The organism is Alteromonas sp. KC3 (assembly GCF_016756315.1).
GTDB lineage: Bacteria > Pseudomonadota > Gammaproteobacteria > Enterobacterales > Alteromonadaceae > Alteromonas.
In genome coordinates this window covers 625678-645628 of record NZ_AP024235.1, presented here as the reverse complement: position 1 = coordinate 645628, position 19951 = coordinate 625678, and the positions used below count along the sequence as shown (strand labels likewise).

The 19951-nt window shown below is 45.0% G+C and carries 20 protein-coding genes; 6 read left to right on the top strand and 14 right to left on the bottom strand.

What is annotated here, in order from left to right; translation table 11 throughout:
* Window positions 1-4: 4 nt before the first annotated feature.
* Both JN178_RS02895 and JN178_RS02890 read right to left on the bottom strand, forming a co-directional pair.
* Window positions 5-649 carry an alpha-ketoglutarate-dependent dioxygenase AlkB family protein gene (locus JN178_RS02895; protein ID WP_202263469.1) on the bottom strand — a complete coding sequence of 215 codons (645 nt, stop codon included), beginning with the start codon at window positions 647-649 and terminating at the stop codon, window positions 5-7.
* Between the two features lie 80 nt (window positions 650-729).
* Window positions 730-1812 (bottom strand): hypothetical protein, encoded by a 1083-nt coding sequence (locus JN178_RS02890; protein WP_202263468.1) that lies wholly within the window; start codon window positions 1810-1812, stop codon window positions 730-732.
* 222 nt (window positions 1813-2034) lie between these two features.
* Here JN178_RS02890 and JN178_RS02885 point away from each other — a divergent pair, with 222 nt between their 5' ends.
* The gene (locus JN178_RS02885; protein WP_202263467.1) at window positions 2035-3246 is read left to right on the top strand and encodes a methyltransferase; all 1212 of its coding nucleotides are present in this window, start codon (window positions 2035-2037) and stop codon (window positions 3244-3246) included.
* Window positions 3247-3271: 25 nt separating this feature from the next.
* Window positions 3272-3880 (top strand): peptidylprolyl isomerase, encoded by a 609-nt coding sequence (locus JN178_RS02880; protein WP_202263466.1) that lies wholly within the window; start codon window positions 3272-3274, stop codon window positions 3878-3880.
* Between the two features lie 22 nt (window positions 3881-3902).
* Here the strand turns inward: JN178_RS02880 and JN178_RS02875 are convergent, their stop codons facing one another.
* The 5 genes from JN178_RS02875 to efp all read right to left on the bottom strand — a co-directional run bounded on the left by JN178_RS02875 (window position 3903) and on the right by efp (window position 9659).
* Window positions 3903-4454: a GNAT family N-acetyltransferase gene (locus JN178_RS02875; protein ID WP_232369675.1), complete on the bottom strand. Its 552-nt coding sequence runs from the start codon at window positions 4452-4454 to the stop codon at window positions 3903-3905.
* Window positions 4455-4478: 24 nt separating this feature from the next.
* Window positions 4479-5117 (bottom strand): gamma-glutamylcyclotransferase, encoded by a 639-nt coding sequence (locus JN178_RS02870; protein ID WP_232369674.1) that lies wholly within the window; start codon window positions 5115-5117, stop codon window positions 4479-4481.
* Window positions 5118-5231: 114 nt separating this feature from the next.
* Window positions 5232-7733: a TonB-dependent receptor gene (locus JN178_RS02865; protein WP_202263464.1), complete on the bottom strand. Its 2502-nt coding sequence runs from the start codon at window positions 7731-7733 to the stop codon at window positions 5232-5234.
* 158 nt (window positions 7734-7891) lie between these two features.
* Window positions 7892-8890, bottom strand: coding sequence for an elongation factor P--(R)-beta-lysine ligase (gene epmA, locus JN178_RS02860; protein WP_202263462.1), 999 nt, complete (start codon window positions 8888-8890; stop codon window positions 7892-7894).
* Between the two features lie 199 nt (window positions 8891-9089).
* On the bottom strand, window positions 9090-9659 hold the full coding sequence (gene efp / locus JN178_RS02855; RefSeq protein ID WP_159624104.1) for an elongation factor P: 570 nt from the start codon (window positions 9657-9659) through the stop codon (window positions 9090-9092).
* Window positions 9660-9695: 36 nt separating this feature from the next.
* Between efp and epmB the strand changes: the two genes are divergently transcribed.
* Window positions 9696-10721 (top strand): EF-P beta-lysylation protein EpmB, encoded by a 1026-nt coding sequence (epmB, locus tag JN178_RS02850; protein ID WP_202263459.1) that lies wholly within the window; start codon window positions 9696-9698, stop codon window positions 10719-10721.
* 1 nt (window position 10722) lies between these two features.
* On the opposite strand, the gene JN178_RS02845 is transcribed toward epmB, so the two are convergent.
* Window positions 10723-10914: a hypothetical protein gene (locus JN178_RS02845; RefSeq protein ID WP_159624108.1), complete on the bottom strand. Its 192-nt coding sequence runs from the start codon at window positions 10912-10914 to the stop codon at window positions 10723-10725.
* Between the two features lie 177 nt (window positions 10915-11091).
* Here JN178_RS02845 and JN178_RS02840 point away from each other — a divergent pair, with 177 nt between their 5' ends.
* Window positions 11092-11424, top strand: coding sequence for a hypothetical protein (locus tag JN178_RS02840; RefSeq protein ID WP_159624110.1), 333 nt, complete (start codon window positions 11092-11094; stop codon window positions 11422-11424).
* 27 nt (window positions 11425-11451) lie between these two features.
* Here the strand turns inward: JN178_RS02840 and JN178_RS02835 are convergent, their stop codons facing one another.
* Window positions 11452-12753 (bottom strand): hypothetical protein, encoded by a 1302-nt coding sequence (locus JN178_RS02835; protein WP_202263457.1) that lies wholly within the window; start codon window positions 12751-12753, stop codon window positions 11452-11454.
* A 209-nt stretch (window positions 12754-12962) separates the two neighbouring features.
* Between JN178_RS02835 and JN178_RS02830 the strand changes: the two genes are divergently transcribed.
* Window positions 12963-13634: a hypothetical protein gene (locus tag JN178_RS02830; RefSeq protein WP_202263456.1), complete on the top strand. Its 672-nt coding sequence runs from the start codon at window positions 12963-12965 to the stop codon at window positions 13632-13634.
* 2 nt (window positions 13635-13636) lie between these two features.
* Here JN178_RS02830 and parE read toward each other — a convergent pair whose 3' ends face one another.
* From parE to nudF, 5 genes are all read right to left on the bottom strand, one after another.
* A complete protein-coding gene (gene parE, locus JN178_RS02825; protein ID WP_202263455.1) occupies window positions 13637-15532 on the bottom strand; it encodes a DNA topoisomerase IV subunit B in 1896 nt (631 codons plus the stop codon).
* Window positions 15533-15609: 77 nt separating this feature from the next.
* Window positions 15610-16191, bottom strand: a complete 582-nt coding sequence (locus tag JN178_RS02820; RefSeq protein WP_202263454.1) for a YqiA/YcfP family alpha/beta fold hydrolase — start codon at window positions 16189-16191, stop codon at window positions 15610-15612.
* A gap of 99 nt (window positions 16192-16290) precedes the next feature.
* Complete coding sequence (locus JN178_RS02815) at window positions 16291-17115, bottom strand: metallophosphoesterase (protein WP_202263453.1); 825 nt, start codon at window positions 17113-17115, stop codon at window positions 16291-16293.
* Complete coding sequence (locus JN178_RS02810; protein WP_202265866.1) at window positions 17112-17507, bottom strand: DUF1249 domain-containing protein; 396 nt, start codon at window positions 17505-17507, stop codon at window positions 17112-17114. Before JN178_RS02810 ends, JN178_RS02815 begins: the two co-directional genes overlap by 4 nt.
* Before the next feature lie 41 nt (window positions 17508-17548).
* The gene (gene nudF / locus JN178_RS02805; protein WP_202263452.1) at window positions 17549-18175 is read right to left on the bottom strand and encodes an ADP-ribose diphosphatase; all 627 of its coding nucleotides are present in this window, start codon (window positions 18173-18175) and stop codon (window positions 17549-17551) included.
* Between the two features lie 298 nt (window positions 18176-18473).
* Between nudF and tolC the strand changes: the two genes are divergently transcribed.
* Complete coding sequence (tolC, locus tag JN178_RS02800) at window positions 18474-19856, top strand: outer membrane channel protein TolC (RefSeq protein ID WP_202263451.1); 1383 nt, start codon at window positions 18474-18476, stop codon at window positions 19854-19856.
* Window positions 19857-19951 lie beyond the last annotated feature (95 nt).

Here is a 19951-nt window from a genome sequence, read left to right as displayed (position 1 = left end):
GTGTTTACCTATTTCGTGGAATCAAATGACGAAAAGTAAGATTGATTCTACCACCGATTGGCTTAGCCGTCTTTGCAATACCATGCAAATAATGACTCTGTGTAGCGCCCGCCATAATCAATACGCTCCCGTGCTCAAGCACTTGGGTGTAAGTGGCTTTACTTTCTTTGTGCTTAAAAACAAAGGGCCTGGCTTCACCTAACGTTACAGAAGCAATTGTTGGATTTATGCCGAGCTCAACCTCATCATCAGCATGAAAACTCATGCTGTCATTGCCGTCTCTATACCAATTAGCCAGTACACAATTAAACGATGTGTTGCTTAAGGTCTCGCACAGCGCTCTTAAGCGCTGAAGTGAGTCGGTCCAAGAATTGGGTTTAAGTGTTAAGTTTGAATAGGTGTAAGCGCATTCTGGGTCGCCATGCCAGCTTTGAAGGCGAGGTATATTAATCGACTTACCAAAAAGGCGAATGGCGTCTTGTCGCCATGGCAATTCTTGCTTGAGCGCATGAAAATAGTGGTTGGCGCTGTCAGTTGCAATAGCACGCGGGTAATACTTCACATCCGCTTCAGCTAATGGGAGCGTCTTGACGCTACTATCTGGCTGATTAGTGTCAGTAATATCTGAATCAAAGAGTGAGAATTGCATACATACTGCCGTGTCCGAAGTTAGGATTTCTATTGTATTTACCTAACCAGTACGTATGCAATGTGCTTTCGGATTGCGTGTTACAAACGCGCCTTTTCTTTAAAGTCGTCATCGGCCGGCGTAGCACTGTACGCACCACTATCTTGAATTACGCCTTTGTTTTTGTTCATCCACGTTTTAATCACGCTTTTACTGGCAGACGCACTTGGCACCTGCGTACTGCTGCTATCAAGCGTTAACGGGTTAAACGCACGAGACCAAAAATAATGCGTAACCGCTGCACCGTGTTTTTCTGCCACTTGCCACCAGTTAAAATTCCACGGTTTTAATTCAGAGAAGGCAATACTGTTCATCAGACTCTTGTTGTCGTCACCGGCCAAAAACGTACTGGTAACAGGTGAGCTTCTGTACGCTTCAATTGCAACACCTTTGGCTTTTAGTGTATCTACAATGGCTTTGCTACGCTCACCAGTCCATTGATTGTTAAGGTATGACTTTTGACCTATCGAGTAAAACGGGTCAAGTAAGGCAATGCGATCGGGGCGGTAAGCGCCAGATAAGTTGCCTTGGTTTACTGCGGTATTAAGCTTATCGGAGATAGTCAGCGCAAGCTGATTTCCTAATGAATGCCCTGCAATTCTAAGCTCTGAGCCGGTAAAATTAGGTAAACCGTTTACCAAAGCCGTGTATAAGAGCGACGTGACTGATTGATTTGGCCCTGAGTTATAACTGCCATTAGATGACTTCCAGCGCATGCCGCGAGGGCCATTGGTTGAGTGAATTTTAGCCTCGGCGTCTTTGACTTCACTTTCATCAGCGAACTGATTCCAGTACAAGATACCCACATTGTAACCTCTATCTAGCCAGTACCAGGCAAGATCTTGATTAGGACCGCCAGAGCCATTTCTATTTAGAGTTTCTCTTGAGCGGTTAGTAACCGAGCCATTCTGCCAACCGTGTATATAAATAACGGTTTTCTTACTGTTACTGTAGTAAGGGTTCGATTGCCCTGCGACTGCTTTCTGCGCGTCAGTGTAATCGAACCAATACAAGCCGTAATCAAGGTTACTGTATACCGAATTGGGAAAGGTTATTTCTGCTCTGGCACTTAGCGAAAATAACGCAAATAGCATAGTCCATAGTAGGGTGTAACTTTTTTTCATGGTTGTTCCTCGTTTTAATTGCGAGTTTATTAGTGGTCGGACAAGCCTCATTTAACAATATTTTCACATTTAAATAACAAAGTAAACGTTTAACCTTAATTTGAGAGGGTAAACAGCAGCGTACTTTTGTTGAAGATGGTATTCTAGTAGGCACCTGTTGGGGAAAATGCCAATGGGATAACACCAGTAATCACAGTCCACGAGTCAATCAAGCACAACCTCATGAATACAGAATTCTTATTTGCAGATCGTCAATTCACGCTAATACGTTACCCAGAAAAGCATCAGCACGTGAGCTTGCAAGCGTGGGACAGTGCAGATGAACTACTTATTGAGCATATAGAAACCAGTCTTAGTGAAGGTGCTATAACCACGTCAACAGCGCCTAAAATGATGATATTTAATGATGACTTCGGGGTGTTGGGTTGCTGGTTTGCACATGTTGAGCCACTGTGGGTGTCTGACTCCTACATTGCCTACCGCTCATTGTTAGAGAACCTAACGGCAAATCAACTGACACCATCAATCAAGGACACTGCAATCACCGCCCCTGTTCAAACGTTAACCAGCGTAGACAGTTTATCGTTCACACCTGCATCTGATGTTGATATCGTTGTGATTAAGATACCCCGTGCGCTTGCATTGCTGGAACAACAACTTATTGATATTCAGCGCTACATTACACCTGATACACATGTTGTGGCTGCGGGTAAGGTGAAAACTATCACTAAATCCGTTCTTGGTTTGTTTGAAAAGTATATTGGCAAAACCACGACGTCATTGGCCAAAAAGAAATCTCGTCTCGTTTTCGCCACACGTGATAATACAAAAACTCACGCTAAATCTCCTTATCCTACTCGTTGGCAGGCAAAAGGAACTGCCGGCCAAACACTTACGCTGGACAACTTAGCCAACGTGTTTTCTCGGCAATCATTAGATATTGGCGCTCGCATCATGCTAGAACACATGACGGTGAGTGCTAATGACGTCATTGTTGACTTGGGATGCGGTAACGGGGTGCTTGGTGTCAACGCATTAGCCCTCGCTCCCGATGCAAAAGTTATCTTTGTTGATGAGTCTTATATGGCACTTGAAAGTGCCCGATTAAACGTATTGAACAACTTTCCAGACAAGATTGATCAATGCGAGTTTGTTGCCAGTAATTGCTTAGAAGCGCTGCTCGAAAGAAGCCAACGACCTACTGTAACTAAAATCTTGTGCAACCCACCATTTCACCAGCAAAATGCCATAACGGATCATATTGCCTGGCAAATGTTCACCGACTCTCGCGACTTGTTAGTCAAGAGCGGTCATTTAGTTGTGGTAGGTAACCGTCACCTTGATTACCACATTAAACTGAAAAAATTGTTCGGTGGTGCCAAGGTGCTTGCGAGTGATAAAAAGTTCGTTATCTTAGGCACAGCAAAGCGATAGTCTGGTTTTTGAAAGAGGATTATTCATGAAGACAACACGCCATTATATATTCGCACTACTTTCATTGTTTGTAAGCGCAACAGTGCTTGCAGCAACAAAAGATGATGGTTCACATGTGCAACCCGATAATTACTACCCCCGCGTGAAATTTGAAACCACTATGGGTGATATTGTCGTTGAACTCGACAGACGACGCGCACCCATCACGGTAAATAACTTTCTACGCTACGTAGACAAGCGCGCTTATGAGGACACAATTTTTCACCGAATTGTCCCTGGGTTTGTAGTACAAGGAGGTGGTTACACCGCAGACTTTAATGGTAAGTCTAATTTCCCAGATATTTTTAACGAGTCTGGGAATGGATTGACCAACGATTTACACACCATCGCAATGGCGAGGCAAAATGATCCTCACACTGCAAATCGACAGTTTTTCTTTAACGTCAATGACAACAGCAGCCTAAACCCCGGGCGAGATTGGGGCTATGCTGTGTTTGGCGTGATCGTTGAGGGCGAAGACGTTGTCGATGCCATGTCTGAAGTTGAAACTGAGTACTCACTTCGCCTTAATGCCAACAATGTTCCGATAGAACCCATTATTATAAAGAAAGTCATCGTACTTCCTCCAATGTAGCAACACTGTAAGTAAGTACCAACTAAGGCGCGTTTATTTGGTGCGTTTCAGGAAGGTCGAGCCAATAAAGGGTTTGTTTGGAAAAAGTCTTGTCAAAGTAGGCACCGTGTTTGGCAAAACCGACACGTTCAAGTACACGCTGCGACGCACTATTGTCTGGGTGCGTCATGGCAGTTAGAAAATGATAGCCCTTTTCGTGTGCCCACTGAATTACGCGCGTGCAAGCTTCACGACACAAACCTTTACCCCGTGCTTCTGGCAACATTGCAAATCCCAAATCGGGGCATGAAAAGGCAAAGCGATTAAAAAGCCCGCATACCCCTATTGGCTGATGGCTGACTTTATCTTCAACGGCCCACAGTCCATATCCCCATTCAGCGCGCTGCGCATTGGTTCTTTCAATATAGTCACATGCGTCATCTACAGAGTTAACGCCACGACTTCCTATAAATTTGAGCCAAAGGTCATCTTGCTGCAAACGCAAAATCCAATGTTTATCTTCAAAATCTAGCAGGCGAAGACGGAGCCGCTCGCTGTAAAGCATTTCAGAATTAATATCAGACGTCACACTCACGATTTTTCTCGCTTAGTTTTAGGGCTACAACAGCGTATCTATGACTTGATGGACATCACTGCTTACCCTCGCACTGCGCGGGTATAACGGCTTTGCTCTATCATTTATTCTGGGATGGTCCCACAATTTGGTATTGGCAACAAACGCTTTTGCCTCATCAACGCCACCATGCTCTAAACACCCAGCCAAACAGGTGTCGATATACGTTTGATGCACTGGGTACGCTTGGGAAGGTTCATGACAATCTAGCGTTTCACAAATCCACAATGAAAAAGGCGACAATTGTTCAATTAGCAATGCTTGATACTGTGAGTCGATATTATTAAAAGTCACTTTCTCACTCTTTACGCTAACAAATCGATAGTCTTTTTCTCGCGCTTGTAGTGTGGGGTTAAGCGTTGTTGGGATCAATTGCGCGTTAAGACTTCCGCGTTTGTGAGGCGTAGCACCTACATAGGTTTGCTTCTCACTTAAGCTACGAGTAACCCATGCACGCTCAAACCCTTCAACGGTTACAGGGATCCCCTGCGTAAAGATGTTTGAGTAGCGCTCACGACTGTCTTTACTTAACAAACTCCCATAACCCAATACGATATGTGATTGTGTCAACGTTGTGAGCCATTGAATGATGTCATCACTATCTTTGATGCTAAATTCTCGCACAATATTGCCTTTAATTGCCCCGTGGCAGGTTTGAAATTACCCACCAGTAAAACAAAAAAGGCGGTGTAAATACACCGCCTTTGCACTTAATAATCCTTGAACTATGTCAGGCTTTTAGAACAGTGCACGAACGCCCATAGTAAAGTTTCTACCTGGTAGCGGCGCCTGATCTTTTAAGAAAGATGTATGAACGCGAGCTTCCTCGTCGGTAAGGTTTTCGCCACGCGCAAACAATACCCAATCGATGCCCTGACTAGCGAACTCGTATTGAACACTGGCATTAACCAACGTATAGCCATCTGTTACGGTTTCATACGACGCAACGTGCTGTTGGTCGTCATACCACGTAAACCCGACATCTGCACTTAGTCCATCTTTCATGTAACTTAATTCGCTACCGAAACGCATAGGCGGCGTGCGAGGTAAGTTATCACCTTCAATCTCAGCACGAATGTAATCGCCGAATACGGTAAGGCGCAATGTGTCACTCAAATCAACATAGGTTTCTGCTTCAAAGCCCCAAATATCAGCATCGGCTTGCTGGAAGTAATAGACTGGAAGCCCTTCTTCGCTGTGCTCATCATGTTCGTCTTCGTGCATGCCGATTTCATCATCATGAGCTTCATCTTCATGCTCTTCATCACCGTGCTCTTCATGCTCACTTAACGCAATTAACCCGGTGTTTGTTTGGAAAATGTAGTCATCAGCTTGGTTAAAGAAAAATGAAACACTGTATCCCCAATCGCCAGAATACTTACGGAAAGTCACATCTAAATTTGTGCTCACTTCTTCTTTAACGCCGCTTAGCGACTCTTCGATATGCCCTTCATCGTCCATATCAAACACCAAACCCACTTCATAACTTTGAGTAGCAAGGTGCTGACCTGCTGAAAAGAGTTCTTGCTGACTAGGTGCACGCTCACTACGCGACAAGGTTACTGCAACAGCATGTCCTTCTACATATTCCCAGTTTGCGCCAGCTGATAGAGAAAGGCTGGTGAAATCGTAGTCAGGGAAACTAAACGCAAGCGCATGTTCTTCATGCTCTTCGCCTTCGTGTTCCTCGTCTTCGTGCTCTTCCCCCTCGTGCTCTTCGTGTTCTTCATGGGCTATATCAAGCTCAATTTCACTATCATCGGCATCAAGAGTAGTTCGTTCAAGACGTCCCCCTAGTTCAAAGGTAATATCACCCACCTTTTTCTGCTCAACGATATACAGTGCATAGCTTGATGTAGTATTGGCTGGTGTAAATGCTTCCTCACCTACGGCGTTGTAGTCACTATGATTAAACTGCAAGCCAAATACGCCATGCCACCCGTTTATCTCCTCGTGATAAGCAGATAGGCGAATATCGCTAGACTCATTAGTAAATACTGTACCTGGCTCTCCATCTTCAATCTCGGCATGCTCATAGTCGGTATAAGCAGCGGCAAACTTAAGATTAGTAAGCCCTTCTATAGGTGAGTGCCACTCGCCAGCCATTTGATAGCGGGTCATATCAACATCAAGCAGAACCCCTTCTTCACTGTGCTCTTCACCGTGATCATCATGTTCGCTTTCGTCATGGTCATCATCATCGTGCTCTTCCTCGCCATGCGCGTGACTGTGGCCAGGTACGCCGTATTCATTGTCTAGCTTCTCAACGGCAAAGCCAAAATACCCTTCTTCTGCTACATAAGACAAACCTGCAACAATATTGCTGGTTTCCATTGCGCTGCTCTCTAGCTCACCTTTGGGCTCATCTTCATCGGGGTCGATAGACGCATAGCCGGGAATATCAGCGTTTTCGGTATCGCGATAGAAACCATCAACGTGCCACGCCCAATTCCCTTTTCCACCGGTTACGTCGCCGCGTGTATAGGTGCCTTCATTAACTGTGCTGTAGCTCGTTTCGGCCTCACCTTCAATCCCTTCTACTGGATACTGAGGAATGCGCTTATCGACTACATTGACTACACCGCCAATTGCACCACTGCCGTATTGTAATGTTGCAGGACCGCGCAATACTTCAACTTGTGTTGCACTGGTTAAAGTAGATGCGACATTGTGATCGGGTCCAACGCGAGATACGTCAGAGACATCCAAGCCGTTTTGCACAATTTTAACCCGTGGGCCATCGTTACCACGGATAATTGGGCTACTCGCAACTGGGCCGAAATAAGTACTGTGCACACCAGGTGCATTCTTAAGGGTTTCCCCTAAGGTAGGCGCTTCAATTTTGCGTAACTTTTCTGCACCAATTACCGTTACTGGCGTCACAGATTCAAGCACAGATGACTGTAGCGCGTTAGCGGTAACAACAATGTTCTCAACTGAAGCGGGTTTTAGAACAAAATCAACATTTTGATCGCGGGTAACGTCACCAAGATCGTTATCACCATGAATATGCTCTGAAGAGTATACGTGCAAGTGGATATGTGGTTGTTTTACGTCATCGAAGCGGTATACACCGTTCTCATCTGTGTAAGCAACGCGACGTGTACCTTCAATTTTGACTTCAGCGCCAGCAACAGGCTGACCTGCTGTATCGGTAACTTTACCAGTTACTGTTGTTGCGTAAACAGGCGCACTTAACAGCCCTGCTATCGTTAAACTTAGCAGTGAACGCATTTTCATGGACTTCCTCTGAGGATGTTATAACATTATCTTGAGATGTTATAACATTTTTAAGGATGTAGGAGTGAAAGTCAACTCCCACTGAACGCTCGAATAACAGGTTTTAACGACATTTAATGTTAGTTCGCTAACACTTTAAATACTGTGAAACGTATCGTTTATGCTCGGCTTACAGGAAAGTTAATCACATCTTGAATATGAGATGCGCCCATTTTCAGCATCAGTAACCTGTCAATTCCAAGTGCTACTCCTGCGCACGCGGGCAGTCCACTTTCAAGTGCACTTAAAAAATGCTCATCAATGGGTTTAGTTTCAAGACCCGCTTTTTCACGCTTTTTGTTGTCGCTTTCAAAGCGCAGGCGCTGTTCTTCCGCTTCACTAAGCTCGTTGAAGCCATTTGCGAGTTCCGCTCCCTTGAAATACACCTCAAAGCGTTCTGCAACACGATTATCCCGACGACTTAACTTAGCAAGTGCAGCTTGCGACGCGGGAAATTCGTAAATAAAGCAAGGCTTTTGAATGCCAATACGCGGTTCTATACAGTAGCTAAACAGAAGCTGAAGTTTACTGTCTGTACTTAACGTTTGTGGCGCGTGTATGTCGATGTTGTGCTCGCGTAACGCACTTTCTAACATGTCATCTGTGGCAGTTAGTGGGTCAAGCGCCAAATGCTCAATAAAGGCGTTTTGATAAGTCAACTTATCACCTGGCTCAGTGCCTAGTGTGGTCATTAGTAATGCATCCACATCGTCCATTAACTGAAGGTGGTCGTAACCCAACCTGTACCATTCCAACATAGTGAACTCTGGGTTATGCCAGCGTCCCTCACCTTCATGACGAAAGGCTTTACAGATTTGATAAATTGAGCCACTTTGCGCACAAAGCAGACGCTTCATGGCATATTCTGGTGATGTTTGCAGATACAAATTGACAGGGTTACCAGTATTACTATGGGCAAACGCGGTAACAAATGCGTCAAGGTGTTCATCGGTTACAGTGCCGTTTGAGAGCAATGGCGTATCTACCTCAAGCACATTGCGTTGATAAAAGTATTCACGTATAGCACGCAATAAGTCTGCACGCGCTCGACGCGCTTCTAAGGTTGTTGTGGGTTGCCAAAGCTGAGAAGTGCCGCAAGTATTAACGGAGCCTGTCATAAAACTGCCTGCATGATTGTAAACCCTGAATAATGAAGAACAACATCAACAGGTGTTCGATGTTAATCGGTTAACGTGATTGAGCGGTCAATTATAGCAAGTAGTGGTGTTGATAGTATAAAAAACAAAAAACCGATGCACACGCGCTGCGTGATACACCGGTTTTTTAATTGCCCTTTAATACAAGGGCCGAGTTCTTTTATTTTTGTGCGCGAGAAACGTATTCGCCAGAGCGAGTGTCTACGCGAATAACTTCGCCAGTTTGCACAAACAATGGCACGCGAACTACTGCTCCAGTACTTAGCGTTGCAGGCTTGCCACCGGTACCTGCCGTATCGCCTTTAAGGCCTGGATCGGTTTCAGTGATCTCAAGCTCTACGAAGTTTGGCGGTGTAACCGTAATCGGTGAACCGTTCCATAGCGTAATAATGCAAACGTCGTTTTCTACTAACCACTTTTTGTTCTCACCAACCGCTTTTTCATCTGCAGCGATTTGTTCGAATGTATCGTTGTTCATAAAGTGGTAGAATTCGCCGTCGGTGTATAAGTAGGCAAGCTCTGTATCCATTACGTCAGCGCCTTCTACTGATTCGCCTGAGCGGAAAGTTTTTTCCAAAACTTTACCTGAAATAAGCTTACGAATTTTAACGCGGTTAAACGCTTGGCCCTTACCCGGCTTTACGTATTCGTTTTCTAGAATGTTGCATGGTTCGCCGTCCAGCATGATTTTCAGGCCGCCTTTGAACTCGTTAGTGCTGTAATTAGCCATAATTCCTCTGTCTAAACATAAGGTACAAAAAGTTTCGTGGAACAAATAATACCTAAAAAACCGATTTCTGTAGAGCATAACTGGCAAAAAGAATTAGCATGCAGTTTTACAGACCCTGCAAAGCTGCTTGAGCACCTCGGTTTAGATGAAGATAAATACGCACAACACATAAAAGCAAGGCGCCTTTTCCCTATGCGTGTTCCACGCCATTTTGTTGATTTAATGGAAAAAGGTAACCCCGACGATCCGCTTTTTTTACAAGTTATGCCGCTAAGCGACGAGTTTTTAACGTCACCTGGGTACAGTGAGGATCCCTTAGATGAGCACGACACTGCGGGCAAAGGTATACTGCACAAGTATGACTCTCGCGTACTGTTAATGGTTCGAACAGGCTGTGCCGTTAACTGCCGATACTGTTTTCGACGTCACTTTCCCTATGCTGACAATGCAGTGAGCAAGCACCAATGGGAGGAAGTCCTCGACTACATTCGCGGCAATGTAAACATTAACGAGGTCATTTTTTCTGGTGGAGACCCGTTAATGGCCAAGGACGATCACCTAGCGTGGCTTGCACATGAAATTGCCAGTATTTCTCATGTTAAACGCCTTCGTATTCATACTCGTTTACCCGTTGTTCTGCCTGAAAGAATTGATAGTGCGTTTGAGAACTGGTTTGGCGATTTACCTCTTCAAAAAGTGCTTGTACTTCATGCTAATCACGCTAACGAAATTTCGGCGTCATTAGCCATGCGCTTAGACAGGCTTAAACGTATGGGCGTCACTTTGCTTAATCAGTCGGTGTTGTTAAAAAACGTCAACGATTCGGGCGATGCAATTAGCGACTTAAGTGAAAAGCTATTCGATGCTGGCGTTTTGCCTTATTACCTTCACGTACTAGACAAGGTACAGGGCGCAAGTCACTTTTATGTAAGCGACAACGCGGCAAGAGATATTATGGAAGAAGCGATAAAGCGTTTACCAGGCTTCTTGGTGCCAAAACTGGTGAGAGAAATTGGCGGTAAACCTGGCAAAACGCCTATCGACTTACATTTACATCCGTAAACTACGCATAGGTATCAATGTTGGCGCCTAATGCGGGGTTTGAAGATGATGATTTTGGTACGTCAGAAGCTGATTCCAGCAACTGAAGCGACGCTTGTCCCTCTTGTTCTTGCTGACTTTTAGCAAGCTTTAGAGAGGCCAACTCAAGTGACGCACCGGACGTTCCAGAGGCACTAGCACCTTGTAGATCCATACCATTTTCCTTTGTTGCTTGTAGCAAAGTAAAAAAGTGGGCAGAATTGCCCCCCTTTATTTTATGTTGGGCTTTGCATAGGCTGCAAATACCAACACTCGTCAGGTTATCGGCCTTGAAAGGCGAAACTTTAACCATTACCCATAGAAATTTAAAATTGATTTAAAGGGCGTTTAAATGCAAGAGATGCAAGCTGTACATCAACAACTTCAAGAGACCATGCAAACTCTTTATCGCAAAGCAGTGGATGCCGATCAGATGTTAGATAGTTTGCAGCGCGATCAAAAAGGGAAATTCGCTGCCATTTTTGCCGCAGACAGCGGATTCACAAGCTCAGCGAAGCGCTTTGGGCCTTATGTAGAAGAAATTGCGAATGACTGGCAAGCAATGAAAGACATGAATGAGGATGCCGCTAAAGCTGCACTTGGACCACTGGTGAAAAAAATCGAAGTAGCTTTGGTAACATTAGCGCAATTTCAACAGTCGCTGAGTGCAAAAAAGGCCGACTAGTGCGCTAGGCTCACCGTACATAAAGCCCTAATTTCTTGGCGCATACAGCGCCACTTTACCGATTCTACGTTCAATATCGCTTACCTCACGAAGATAAGCTTCACTGTCTACTTGACCGTATTGCTCAACGAAGGCTTGTTTACTCAAGCCTTCTGGCAATCCGTCGATGGGTACTATGATTTCTAATTCACTTTGAATACGCGCAAGTGCATTCTGAACCTCTTTCGCCGTAGACAATGACGTAGCCACTTGCGCAAATCTTGTACCTGACATGTCGGCTGCCAAATCAACAAAGCTGTAACCAGAGCCCCCTTGAGCTCTATCCATCAGCTCTTTAAATTCACCAATAGCAAGTGAAATACCTTGTTTGGACAAGAGTTCCAAAGCAGCTGAAATAATAAAATGGCGTGCTAAGTCATTGCGTTTGTGCAGCACCGCACCTCGTTTAGGCTTAAGCGCTTTAATCGGGTTAGGCTGAATATCACCCACTAGCTGACCAACGCGGTGATGGCCCACATAGGCTGCTAACGCAATGATTACCGCTTTGTTGTGCAGTACGGCTTGTTCAGGTGTTTCACTTTGCTCACGAGCTCGCGCCATACCCTCTCGCAAATACTCCATCAGCGAAATGGCTTTTGGACTTAGTGCAATGTCTCTTCCTGAAATATAGCGAAGATAATAAGCACTGAGCTTTTCAAGCTCAGTTTCTTGCTCTGGGGCTAAATTCAAACTGACAACGTTAAGCTCGGTCAGCAGTGGGTCAAGTGGACCAACATCCAGCGTGAGTTCACCATTGTTCATACTGACTCGCTCGACACGAGACAGAGCGATAGTGGCGATTTGAGATTCCGTATAGGAGTTAACAGTGTATTCCAAAAAACGAAGAAGCAAATTGCCTGATAAGGTTATATCGCCAATTTGCACTTGTTCAATACGCAGACTATCTCCGGGTAAAACAAGTGCTGATACGTTGACAAAATAGCCTGAGCGGCTGATGGCGTAGGTCACACTTACCGTGCCGCCTAACGGAGATATATTCACGCGACCTTTAAAATCAGGAAGCGCGCGTTGCAGCACACCCACAAGGCTTTCAACCTGCGTTTCTGTTAGTTCCAGCTGGTGACTTTCTTGTCGTTGCGAAAATGCTTGTTGCAGTTGATTTAAAAGTTTATTAACGCTGTCAGCACCATCGAGTTGCTGTGGTGCAGTATTGTCGACTAACGGCGCTTTTTGTACCGCTAGATAGGTAAAGGTGGCAGCGCCAGCAAGCACCAATACCACAACAATAACCAGACTAAGCAAAAGCCACTTAACACTGCGTAACATCATAAATTTTAAAATAGCCTTGGCGCAATAAAATGAATACGTCGCCTATACTACGTTAACTTCATCACTGCCACCAGTGACAAGTGGAATGACCAAGCTTTACGCCTAGTCCATTGCCTCACTCTTTCAAAAAACAATATAGGCCGCCAAAACGTCAATCGATGTGAGCTGTGATACACTGTATTTTTGATTGTCGTTGCGAGTGAATTGCTGTGTTTTATCACATAATGGGGCTAGTGAGTGCCGCATTCTTTTTATTGACGTGGTTGGGGTTGTACGCGCAAATCAAAGCGATGAACAAATATGAGCACTTGTGTTCAGATGCCAACAATAGCTTATCGCTCAATCAATTTGGTTCCAGTTATTTCGCTTTTTTCTCCATTTTTCTTTTCGGCATTTCGGTTGAGCCCTTTAACCATTACCTAGTGTGGACACGCTGCGGTGCACTGCTCCTCACTCTTATTATCCTTTATAAAATTTGGGCACAAAGACGCACATCGCTTACCGCGCTGGTTACGGTGGTGGCCGGGCTATCGCTGATGGCGGGCTTTGTGTCGATGTACTTTCGGCCCTTTCCCACCTTGGCACAGTTTGGTGCCAACGCGCTAATGTTGGTGGTCACCGTTATATTATTCCAAGGTACGCTACATCAGTGGGTGGTACTGCACCGCAGACAAAAAGTGGGCTCGCTATCAGCCACTTTGTTTAAGAATATTCTAATAAAAGATGTCAGTACGTTAATGTTTGGCCTAACCATGCCGCTTAGCCAAAGCTGGCCGTTGTTAATACTAAACGGCACCAGTGTTGTGATGCGCGGCGCAGTACTGATTCAGATGCAAATACTAAAACGCCGCGAAGAACGCGGCGTAGTCGAGATATCTTAGCGTTACAATGACACTTCGGCCATATTGCCTTTGCTCTCAAGCCACACTTTTCTGTCGCCAGAACGCTTCTTAGCAAGCAGCATGTCCATTAACTCCATCATTTCTTCAGCATCTTCTATGGTGAGTTGCACAAGACGACGGGTGTTAGGATCCATAGTGGTTTCACGAAGCTGCAGCGGGTTCATTTCACCCAAGCCTTTAAAGCGTTGTACGTTGATTTTACCGCGCTTATTCTCCGCTTCTATTCTATCTAAAATGCCCTGCTTTTCACCTTCGTCCAATGCATAATACACTTCCTTACCCACATCGATACGAAACAACGGTGGCATAGCGACATAGACATGCCCTTGTTCTACCAGCGTTCTGAAATGACGCACAAAGAGCGCGCAAAGTAGCGTTGCAATGTGCAGACCGTCCGAGTCAGCATCAGCCAAAATACAAATTTTTCCGTAGCGTAAGCCTGATAAATCCGTTGAATCAGGGTCGATACCCAGTGCCACTGAAATGTCGTGAATTTCTTGCGACGCCAATACTTGAGATGAATCCACTTCCCAACTATTTAAGATTTTACCGCGAAGGGGCATGATCGCTTGAAACTCTCTATCACGCGCCTGCTTAGCTGAGCCACCCGCCGAGTCACCTTCTACCAAAAAGAGTTCTGAGTATGAAATATCCTGCGATGAACAGTCGGTCAATTTGCCTGGCAACGCTGGCCCTTGCGTAACCTTTTTACGCGCTACTTTCTTGGTTTGGCGAAGACGGCGTTGCGCGTTGTTAATACACATCTCAGCCAACGCTTCTGCAATTTCAGTGTGCTGATTCAACCATAAGCTAAACGCATCTTTTACGATACCTGAAACAAATGCACTGGCTTGGCGTGATGACAGACGCTCTTTGGTTTGCCCAGCAAACTGTGGGTCTTGCATCTTGGTTGACAAAATATAGGCACAGCGGTCCCAAATGTCATCAGGTGATAGCTTAACGCCGCGCGGCATCAAGTTTCTAAATTCACAGAATTCGCGCATTGACTCAAGTAGGCCTTGGCGTAAGCCATTTACGTGGGTTCCCCCCTGCGCGGTTGGAATTAAGTTCACGTAGCTTTCGGTAACAAGATCACCACCTTCAGGTAACCACATCACCGCCCAATCTGCGGCTTCCGTATTTCCGCTGAAACTCCCTACAAATGGGGTATCAGCAGGCAGTGTTTCAAACTCTTCCACCGCCTGATAGAGATAATCTTTTAGGCCATCTTCGTAATACCATTCCTGGCTTTCTTTCGTTATTTTGTTGTCAAATCGAATGCGCAGCCCTGGACTCAATACGGCCTTAGCGCGCAAGTTGTGCACTAAACGACTAACAGAAAATTTGGCCGAATCGAAATACTGTGCATCAGGCCAAAAATGTACGCGTGTTCCAGTGTTACGCTTTCCGCACGTATCAATAATTTGCAAATCTTCTACTTTGTCGCCGTTTTCAAAGGCAATTTGATAAACATTACTATCCCGTCGAATAGTTACTTCAACACGTGTTGAAAGTGCGTTTACTACTGAGATACCTACACCGTGTAAACCACCCGAGAAAGCGTAGTTTTTATTTGAAAACTTACCACCTGCATGCAATTTACATAAAATAAGCTCAACGCCTGAAATCCCCTCTTCGGGATGAATATCCACCGGCATACCACGACCGTCATCAATCACTTCAAGTGACTGGTCTTCGTGTAATATCACTTTGATATTTGACGCATGTCCAGCTAATGCTTCATCCACACTGTTATCGATAACTTCCTGCCCAAGGTGATTAGGACGGGTCGTATCGGTATACATGCCGGGGCGACGTTTTACGGGGTCGAGGCCATTAAGGACCTCGATAGCATCTGAATTGTATTGATTTGACATAGTTATGGTTGTTATTTAAGCCAGCAACAAACGTAATAAAACGATGGTAGCAGGGCTTGTAGATAGTGGCAATGAGCTTATTTTAGGAGAAAGCTCGCAATTGCTGGTAAGTGGTTTTCATAGCCGATAAAGCTGTGATCGCCCCCCTCTTCAATCACTAGTTCGCTGTTAGCATATTTTTGTGCGGCCAAGCGATAATCTAAGGTCTCATCTTCGGTTTGTAGCAATACTTTGTAGCAGGCTTCATCTTTAAGTGTTGATGCTTCAAGCGCTTTAATGACATGCATATCACTTTCGATAATTTCAAACTTCTCGCCGCTATACGGATTTTGATGAGCGCCGATGAAATCTTGCAAAAGCTCGTAAGGCTTAACCGCTGGGTTGATTAACACGGCTTTGCCCCCAAACTTTTCCAGCAAAAACGTAGAAAGGTATCCCCCCATTGAACTGCCGATAAGCTTGAGCCCATTTCCTAACAATGCAGGGGTGGACTCGATAAGTGCCAGCAGCTGTGCTTCAACTTGGCTAGGGAAGTTTGATAGTTCAGGAATATGCAGCATAACGTCACTGTGATGCTGTTCAAAATACGCTTTGGTTGCTTGCGCTTTTACCGATTTGGGTGAACTTAAAAAACCATGTAGATATAAAATATGCTGCATACTGCTTCTCTTGTTTTCGTTGAGTGCCTTTCTTGTAAATAGGCTTGTCAGTCACGTCTATTCTTCAATGCCTTTGTATTGGACTTCTGGGGCATTGAGTTAGTGCTTTTTATAGGCAACGCGTCTTACATTTACTTCTACTGTGCCATCATAGCACAGGGTAAACTGCTGGTAGCCTGGGCTTTCCTCACTGGTACCAAACGTTTCTTGCATGGCCCACTGCCAACAGCTTGACGGGCATCCATATGATGGCGTGCCACGTTCACCGATGTGCTGACGAATGGGTGAATGCACGTGCCCGTGCAATACTGCCTTTATACCCGACTGACGGGAAACCAAGGCTTCGATATACTCAGCCCCCGCTAGCGCGTGTTTATCCATCCAACTCTGTGAAGGAAGAACATGATGATGTAACGCGACTATATGAAATAACGGACGATGAGGTATTTGAGCGGCTTGATTAGCGTCACATACTTTTTCTATCGCAATGACGTCTTGTTGCTTTGCACTGCCCCCAGCACCATGTTTATCGTAAGGGTGCCTTGTATCACAGCCGTGAATAAGCCAGTTGGCGATATGTATTGGCGAGCCTGCTGTTAATATATGCTCTGTTAATAATGCGTCAAAGTGCGCATTGTTATCGTGATTCCCCGCTATGGCAAACCACGACACGCCTTGCGCTTCGATATACTGTTTCATTAATGACAGAAAGTGGATGTAACTCTCTTTTGAATTGTCACCACTGATATCGCCCGTTACCAATACAATTGCACTATCGGCACTTAAGCTTCTTGCGCCTCTTAGCCTTTGAGATACATCACGCAGCACAGCCTCAAGCGCATAATATGGGGCAATGCCATCATAGCCGCTTTTATCTTTGTCTTTCAGTAAATGACAGTCACTAATTTGTATAAGAGTAATCACGCTTCAGACGTTATATTTGAGGCATGTTGAAGACAAAAACTCAGCCACTCAGCCAAAAAGATATTTACCATATGCTTTTCGTTTCGCTGCCGCATTTTTAAATTAGGGTAATCGTATGATGGCTGCAATGCGCCCGTGTTTTGGCTACTTATCACTTCGGCCATGCGAGCATCGTGATAAAGACGCACCGTCATGGACGGCGTTAAGTATGCAGGAAGCTCTTTGGTGGTTTGCACAATACTAAGTGTGCTGGTGTAGCGCGCAGACTCTACAATGCGAATTTCGTAAGACAACCCTTTACCAACAGAAAATGCATAGCTTAAATCTTCCGTATCGCAATCTGGCAATATACGCAGCACATGCGAGTAATTTAGCTCGCACAAAGCCTGCATAGAAGGAAGATGAGGTACATACTTTCTGTTATTACGTTGAGTCACGATGCCTGCCATTGCTCCAAGAGTTGAGTTTTGTGCATAAAGAACCATTGTAGCGCAATTACTGCCGCGGCGTTGTCAATATGGCCATTTTCCAGCCATTCAAGTGCTGTACTCTCTTTAACGCGATGCACTTTTATGTCTTCTGACTCAGAGTCGAGGCCATGTATGCCTTGCGCTTTACTGGCATCGGTTTGGGCAATAAATATATGCAATCGTTCTGTCGTGCCGCCTGGACTCGATAAATAGCTCAGCGCTTTGGTCAATTTATCTAGTGTAATTCCCGCTTCTTCTAATGACTCTCTGTGGCAGACTGACTCCTCTGTTTCCCCTTCATCAATCATCCCTGCGATAATTTCTATCAGCCAGGGGCTTGAAGAAGTGGCTAGTGCCCCAATTCTTATCTGCTCGATTAGCACGAACTCTTGTAAATGCGGATCGTATGGCAGTACTCCTACCGCGTGACCGCGCTCAAAAATTTCGCGTTTCACAGTGGAACTCCATTCGCCGTTAAAGCATTTGTGCTTAAATTGATACTCGTTCATGGTAAAGAAACCACGAAACACTGGCTTTATGTCGGTAATTTCGACGTCATTTGAGGTAAATGAAAGGAATTCCTTGCTCATTTGCAGACACTTATGGTTCAAATAGATTTATCATACATAGTACATTTACACATCAACCGTGTACACGTGAGAAATTCACAAGGTATGATGTGTATTAATAAAAAGAAAACTCAATTTATAAGTCGTTTATTACTATAAAAATTGCGTGGGTAGATCACATATTCTGTTACAGTTAAACGAAGACTGTTACGAGTTTGGACTTTCGGTTTGTGATTGAATTTTCATACACTTGGTTTTAATTAGTCGCCATGACATTAATAAAGGCGACACAACTTGAACACAACAGGAAGACGTAAGCATGAAACGAACACTTCTGTCGCTGGTAGTCGGGATCTCAATGACCACGAGTGCTTTAGCCGATGACCTTATGCAGGTTTATCAACAAGCACTGGCAAACGACCCAGTGGTAAACCAAGCGAAAGCGCAACGTGATGCTGCGTTTGAAGGAATTAGTATTAGCCGCGCTAATCTTTTACCACAAATTTCAGCCTTTATTTCTTACACCGACGTAGATGCTACAAGTGCTAACACCGTTCCTATTAGCGATGATAATGGTGAACTTGTCGGGTTCAGCTTCCCGCTTCTAGACTTTGAGCAAACAACACTTCAAAAAGGTGTAGAAGCCAGCTTTTCAATTTATGACCACACTAACTGGGTTAACTTGGGCCGTGCCGAAAAGGTTGCTCAACAAAGTGACTCTCAGTATGCGCTTCAAGTACAAGATCTTATTACCCGTACTGTAACAGCTTATTTGGCCGTACTTCGCGCACAAGATAACTTGGAATTCATTAAAGCGGAAAAACGTGCCATTGAAAGACAGCTTGAACAAACCAAGCAACGCTTTGAAGTGGGCCTAACCGCTATCACTGACGTGCATGAAGCCCAAGCTAATTTTGACAACACTGTAGCCCGTGAAATTCAAGCTGAGAACGATGTTGAAATTGCGTTAGAAGATTTGCGCGTTATTACAGGTAAGTACCACTCTGGCCTAAGCGTACTGAGTACTGAGCGTTTTAGTGCAACGTTGCCACAACCTTCAACCGTTGAAGAATGGCTAAAAATTGCAGAAGAACGTAACTTGTCTTTGATGGTTCAGCGCCTAGGCAAAGATATTGCTGAAGATGATATTGCGGCAGCACGCGCAGGACATTACCCAACGTTGTCATTTACCGCGCGTTACACCAAAGATGATGTAGACCAGACTATCGGTACGCAACCAGAAGCTAACTTGCCTACTCAAGATTCATTGCGCTTAAATGCACAGCTTAGCATCCCTATTTATCAAGGTGGCCGCGTTGTTGCGAGCACTGCGCAAGCCCGTCATAACTATGTAGTGGCAAGCGAACAACTAGAGCAAGCACATCGCCAAACAGTGCAAAGTGTGCGCCGTTCGTTTAACGACTTAAGAGCGGCAGTGTCACGTATTCGCGCATTAGAGCAATCGGTTGTTTCGGCAAACAGTGCACTTAAAGCGACAGAGGCAGGTTTTGATGTGGGTACGCGTACTATTGTTGACGTATTAGACAGTACTCGTAACTTGTTTGACGCACAGCGTAACCTTGCTGGGGCTCGTTATGACTTTATTCAATCGGTTGTAACGCTTAAGCAAGCGGCAGGCACACTGACTGGCGAAGGTGTTGAAACATTAAACCGCGGTTTGATAGCGGCAAAATCAAACTAGTCGGTAATTGAGACTCGCGATAAAGGGTGGCGAAAGCTGCCCTTTTTTGTGTGTAAAGACAGGTGAAACTGTATTACTTACAATTAGCGTGATAC

Coding starts and splice junctions, on each gene's coding strand:
- JN178_RS02895 (WP_202263469.1), bottom strand. CDS start 649: ATGCAATTCTCACTCTTTGATTCAGATATTACTGACACTAATCAGCCA.
- JN178_RS02890 (WP_202263468.1), bottom strand. CDS start 1,812: ATGAAAAAAAGTTACACCCTACTATGGACTATGCTATTTGCGTTATTT.
- JN178_RS02885 (WP_202263467.1), top strand. CDS start 2,035: ATGAATACAGAATTCTTATTTGCAGATCGTCAATTCACGCTAATACGT.
- JN178_RS02880 (WP_202263466.1), top strand. CDS start 3,272: ATGAAGACAACACGCCATTATATATTCGCACTACTTTCATTGTTTGTA.
- JN178_RS02865 (WP_202263464.1), bottom strand. CDS start 7,733: ATGAAAATGCGTTCACTGCTAAGTTTAACGATAGCAGGGCTGTTAAGT.
- epmA (WP_202263462.1), bottom strand. CDS start 8,890: ATGACAGGCTCCGTTAATACTTGCGGCACTTCTCAGCTTTGGCAACCC.
- efp (WP_159624104.1), bottom strand. CDS start 9,659: ATGGCTAATTACAGCACTAACGAGTTCAAAGGCGGCCTGAAAATCATG.
- JN178_RS02845 (WP_159624108.1), bottom strand. CDS start 10,914: ATGGATCTACAAGGTGCTAGTGCCTCTGGAACGTCCGGTGCGTCACTT.
- JN178_RS02840 (WP_159624110.1), top strand. CDS start 11,092: ATGCAAGAGATGCAAGCTGTACATCAACAACTTCAAGAGACCATGCAA.
- JN178_RS02835 (WP_202263457.1), bottom strand. CDS start 12,753: ATGATGTTACGCAGTGTTAAGTGGCTTTTGCTTAGTCTGGTTATTGTT.
- parE (WP_202263455.1), bottom strand. CDS start 15,532: ATGTCAAATCAATACAATTCAGATGCTATCGAGGTCCTTAATGGCCTC.
- JN178_RS02820 (WP_202263454.1), bottom strand. CDS start 16,191: ATGCAGCATATTTTATATCTACATGGTTTTTTAAGTTCACCCAAATCG.
- JN178_RS02810 (WP_202265866.1), bottom strand. CDS start 17,507: ATGCAGGCTTTGTGCGAGCTAAATTACTCGCATGTGCTGCGTATATTG.
- nudF (WP_202263452.1), bottom strand. CDS start 18,175: ATGAGCAAGGAATTCCTTTCATTTACCTCAAATGACGTCGAAATTACC.
- tolC (WP_202263451.1), top strand. CDS start 18,474: ATGAAACGAACACTTCTGTCGCTGGTAGTCGGGATCTCAATGACCACG.